The sequence below is a fragment of the Acidovorax sp. Root217 genome, assembly GCF_001428645.1.
Classification (GTDB): Bacteria; Pseudomonadota; Gammaproteobacteria; order Burkholderiales; family Burkholderiaceae_C; genus Acidovorax.
The window spans coordinates 151824-156144 of sequence record NZ_LMIH01000011.1; the positions used below are offsets into that span (position 1 = coordinate 151824).

A 4321-nucleotide genomic window follows, 5' to 3' on the forward strand; every position below is an offset into this window, starting at 1 on the left:
AGCGTTTCGCTTCGATGCCTTCTGCTGCGCCCGCTCCTAGCGTGAGGCCGCGGCAAGCCCTGGCCTCAGGGCCCTGGGCGCCGGTGGATGCGGATAGGCTGCTCCCTGGCGGCAGACGGCGGCGCATCGCAGCCATCGCAGCCGCAACCTGCGCTGGCGCGCAGCACCACCTTGCCGAAATAGCGAGCCATGAAGCCCGGCAGCGGCAGCCGCAGCGCGGCTTGCGCCAGCGCCCGGCGGGCAACGGCCGGCGCCAGGCTCCAGCCCGCATACAGCGCACAGGCGGTCACCACCGCCAGCACGACCAGCATCTGTACGTTCATCTCAGCCTCCTCCCATCATCAGGGCAATGCGGTAGGTCGCGAATGCTGCCGCATAGGCGAGCGCGAACTGGTAGCCCGCCATCAGCGCCGGGTAGCGCCAGGAATTGGTTTCGCGGCGCACGACGGCCAGCGTCGACAGGCACTGGGGCGCGAACACGAACCAGGCCAGCAGCGAAAGCGCCGTGGCCAGTGGCCAGCTCTGCGCGATCACCGGCGCCAGCGCATCGGCCACCGAATCGCCGGCCGCCGACAGCGCATACACGGTGCCCAGCGCGCCCACCGCCACCTCGCGCGCAGCCAGGCCAGGCACCAGGGCGATGGAGATCTGCCAGTTGAAGCCGATGGGTGCGAACACGTGCTGCAGCGCCTGGCCCAGCCAGCCCGCGGCGCTGTACTGGATGGCGGCGCCGGTGGCACCATCCGGAGGCGCCGGATAGCTCGACAGGAACCACAGCACCACCGTCAGCGCGAAGATGATGGTGCCCACGCGCACGATGAAGATGCGCGCCCGTTCCCACAGGCCCAGCAGCAGGTTGCGCGGGCTGGGCATGCGGTAGGGCGGCAGCTCCAGCATCAGCGGCTGGTAGCTGCTCTTCATCCACAGGCGCTTGAACAGCCAGGCCACGGCCATGGCCGAAACCACGCCCGCCACGTACAGCGCGAAGAGCACCAGCCCGCGCAGGTCGAACCAGCCCACTGGCGTGGCGGGGATGAAGGCACCGATCAACAGCGCGTACACCGGCAGCCGGGCCGAGCAGGTCATGAGCGGCGCGATCATGATGGTGGCCAGGCGGTCCTTCCACGGCCCGATGGTGCGCGTGGCCATGATGCCCGGCACCGCGCACGCAAAGCTCGACAGCAGCGGAATGAAAGCACGGCCCGACAGCCCCACCTTGCCCATCAGCCGGTCCAGCAGGAAGGCCGCACGCGGCAGATAGCCCGAGTCCTCGAGCACCAGGATGAAGAAGAACAGGATCAGGATCTGCGGCAGGAACACCAGCACCCCGCCTGCTCCGGCGATCACGCCATCGACCAGCAGGCTGCGCAGCGGGCCGTCTGCCATGTTCTCGGTGATCCGTGCGGACAGCCAGGCCATCAGGTCCTTGATGGCGTCCATGGGCAGGTTGGCCCAGGAGAAAACGGCCTGGAACATCAGAAACAGCAGCAGCGCCAGCACCGCCAGACCCCATACCGGGTGCATGACAACGGCGTCGAGCCGGTTCTGCACGCGCTGGTTGCGCCCCCCGGCGGGCGCGGCGGCCGCCAGGATGCGGCGCACCTCGCGCTGCAGGTCGCTCGCCGTGCCCGCCGCCTGTGCGGCCACGGGGGCCAGCACCGGCGCGCCACCCGGCTGGCGGGTGAGCTGCGCGGCAATCTCAGCCATCAGCGCGGCATGGCCGTCGCGCCTGACGGCCACCGTCTCCACCACCGGGCAGCCCAGCTCGGCCGAAAGGCGCTGCAGGTCGATTTTGAGCCCCTGCGAGCGCGCCACGTCGGCCATGTTGAGGGCCAGAACCATGGGCCGGCCCTGGCGCCGCACTTCCAGCACCAGGCGCAGGTTCATGCGCAGATTGGTCGCGTCGGCCACCGCCACGATCAAATCGGGCACCGCCTCGCCCGCACGCTGGCCTTCGATGACTTCCAGCGTCACCTGCTCATCGGGGGTGGCCGGCGTCAGGCTGTAAGTGCCGGGCAGATCGATTACCGCGACGGTGCGACCGTCGCGCAGCTGCGTGGTGCCGGTCTTGCGTTCGACTGTCACGCCAGCGTAGTTGGCCACCTTCTGGCGCGCACCGGTCATCAGGTTGAACAGCGCCGTCTTGCCGCAGTTGGGGTTGCCGACCAGGGCCAGACTCGGCAGGGCGCCGGCGGTGGCAACGGGAGAAACGCCTTGGCCCGTCATACCGGGCGCACCTCGATGCACTGGGCTTCCAGCATGCGCAGCGCAAACTGGGTATCACCGATCTGCACGGCGATGGGCTCCAGCCCGCCAGGGCCGCGGCGCAGCACGGTCAACGGCTCGCCCTCCAGGAAACCGAGCTCTCCCAGCCGTCGCAGCGCTGCGGCATCGATAAGGGGATGGGAGGAGGCAACGCCCTCCACCACGGCGCGGGCGCCATTGGGAAGATCAGGTAGTTTCATGGGAGGGGAAAATGCGAACGGCGAACCCGCGCTCAGCACGCCGGAGCCTCAACCCGAAGTTGGACGAGAATTATTACTATTTACATATTAACCCCGACTTGATAGACCATGCCCGCGTCGGCGATGAATCCCCGCAACCCCCGCAGGTTCCGCAGCGCCTGGGCAGGCCGCAAATGTCTCTCGCCCCCCGGGCCTTGCAACAGCGCCCCCCATTGCAACGCGGCCCGCTCGCTAGCTGGCAAGGCTGCGTAGGTCACGGTGACCTGCAGCGATGGTTTTCAGGTGATGGTGGCTGGAGGTCGATGAAGGGGCCCGCGCGGGAGGCGGCTCCATAATGCGGCTCCCCGCCGTTCACCGTGCCTCCCGTGCCCATCCCATTTGCCATGCCCGACCGCGCCAGCCCCGATTGCACGCAGCCCGCCAGCAAACCGTTGCTCATCATTTCCGCTGGCAACACCTTCCCAGGCCTCAGGGAATCAGAGGGTGACTTCGACGACTGGATCGCTGCGGGTCTCGGGCAGGCGACGCCAGCGCTGCCCATGCGGCGGATCGACGCGCAGCAGCCCGCGCCCGCCCTGCCCCACCCTTCGGAAGTGGCCGGGGTGGTAGTGAGTGGCTCGCATGCCATGGTGACCGACCGCGCTCCCTGGAGCGAGCAGTTGGCGCTGTGGATGAAGCGCTGCGTCGAGGCCGGGGTGCCGGTGCTCGGCATCTGCTACGGGCACCAGTTGCTCGCCCATGCGTTCGGCGGCAAGGTCGATGAACTGCCTGGCGGGCCGGAAGTGGGAACACAGTCCATCCACCTGAGCCAGGACGCGCGCGAGGACGCATTGCTGGCGGGCCTGCCCGATCGGTTCCCTGCGCAACTGGTCCACTACCAGTCCGTGCTGCGGCTACCCGACCAGGCAGTGCTGCTGGCGCGAAGCGATCTGGAGCCGCACCAGGCCTTTCGCGTGGGCGGCTGCGGGTGGGGCGTGCAGTTCCACCCCGAGTTTTCGGCGGCAGCGATGCGTGCGTATGTCGGGCACGTCAACCGATCGCGCGATGCATCCAGCCAACTGGACAGCGGCCTGGTCAGCACCACGCCAGACGCCAGCAGCGTGCTCGGCCGGTTTGCAGCCATGGTGCAGGCGCTTGAGGCATCGAGCCAAAGCGCCTGATCGACCTGTTCAGTGTGCGGCTGGGCGGCGAAGCACGTGGCACTCACCCTCGTGGTTCTCGTAGTAGGCCAGGCCGGCGCCGGGAAAGAAGACGATGCAGTCCGTGGATTTGCCCACCAGGGCTTCGAGCACTGGCGCGGTGTCTGTCGCGCAGTTGTCGAATTCGCCATGGCTTGCAGCAACGACGAAGCAGCGCGGGCCTGCGCCGAGCGACTTGAGCAGCGCAGCGACCTTGGCGGCAACGGCGTCTACCGCCGGGATCTGCTGCATGAACTTGCGCTCCAGGTGGCGCCCGTCGTGCGCCAGCGCCGAGATGAAGTCGCGTCTTCGGGATGGCTTGCTGGCAAGCGCCAAGTAGCGCTCTTGCCGCTCTGCAGCGACGAAGGTTCGGATGAACTCTTGTGCGGGCCCCATCGATACACCTTGCCAAGTTGAGTTGTCTGGCATGCATCATGGCATGCGGGTCAGCACAAAATGGAGGCCAGGCGCGAGGCATGCACGCGCCCATCTTCCGCCCCAGCGCTGGCTTTTACGGGTTTGCATTCAATCGTATGACCAGGCGGAAAGCCGCAGAAAGTGCTGTAGCACGGCAAGGCGGACCAACGAAGTCAGACGGTTGAAGGCAAATCCGTATTAGAGCGGCTAACAAAACTCAGCGAAGCGGTTCTGGCTAGGCGGTGCGTCGCAGGCAGTACG

General features: G+C 67.6%; 5 protein-coding genes. 1 reads left to right on the forward strand and 4 read right to left on the reverse strand.

Annotation, left to right across the window (positions count from 1 at the left end; genetic code table 11):
* Positions 1-65 precede the first annotated feature (65 nt).
* From ASE31_RS10045 to ASE31_RS10055, 3 genes are read right to left on the reverse strand one after another with little or no spacing between them, the layout of a single operon-like run.
* Positions 66-323 carry a DUF6587 family protein gene (locus ASE31_RS10045; protein WP_057201503.1) on the reverse strand — a complete coding sequence of 86 codons (258 nt, stop codon included), beginning with the start codon at positions 321-323 and terminating at the stop codon, positions 66-68.
* 1 nt (position 324) lies between these two features.
* Positions 325-2226, reverse strand: coding sequence for a ferrous iron transport protein B (gene feoB / locus ASE31_RS10050; protein ID WP_057201504.1), 1902 nt, complete (start codon positions 2224-2226; stop codon positions 325-327).
* Positions 2223-2465, reverse strand: a complete 243-nt coding sequence (locus ASE31_RS10055) for a FeoA family protein (protein ID WP_082604113.1) — start codon at positions 2463-2465, stop codon at positions 2223-2225. The genes feoB and ASE31_RS10055 overlap by 4 nt, the downstream gene beginning before the upstream one ends.
* A gap of 365 nt (positions 2466-2830) precedes the next feature.
* On the opposite strand from ASE31_RS10055, the gene ASE31_RS10060 reads away from it, so the two are divergent.
* A complete protein-coding gene (locus ASE31_RS10060; protein WP_369819450.1) occupies positions 2831-3625 on the forward strand; it encodes a glutamine amidotransferase in 795 nt (264 codons plus the stop codon).
* 9 nt (positions 3626-3634) lie between these two features.
* Here ASE31_RS10060 and ASE31_RS10065 read toward each other — a convergent pair whose 3' ends face one another.
* Entirely contained in the window at positions 3635-4039 is a 405-nt protein-coding gene (locus ASE31_RS10065; protein ID WP_057201505.1) for a hypothetical protein, read from the reverse strand.
* Positions 4040-4321 lie beyond the last annotated feature (282 nt).

What these genes read in the sequence shown, in the direction of transcription:
- ASE31_RS10045 (WP_057201503.1), bottom strand. Translation starts at nt 323, where the DNA reads ATGAACGTACAGATGCTGGTCGTGCTGGCGGTGGTGACCGCCTGTGCG.
- feoB (WP_057201504.1), bottom strand. Translation starts at nt 2,226, where the DNA reads ATGACGGGCCAAGGCGTTTCTCCCGTTGCCACCGCCGGCGCCCTGCCG.
- ASE31_RS10055 (WP_082604113.1), bottom strand. Translation starts at nt 2,465, where the DNA reads ATGAAACTACCTGATCTTCCCAATGGCGCCCGCGCCGTGGTGGAGGGC.
- ASE31_RS10065 (WP_057201505.1), bottom strand. Translation starts at nt 4,039, where the DNA reads ATGGGGCCCGCACAAGAGTTCATCCGAACCTTCGTCGCTGCAGAGCGG.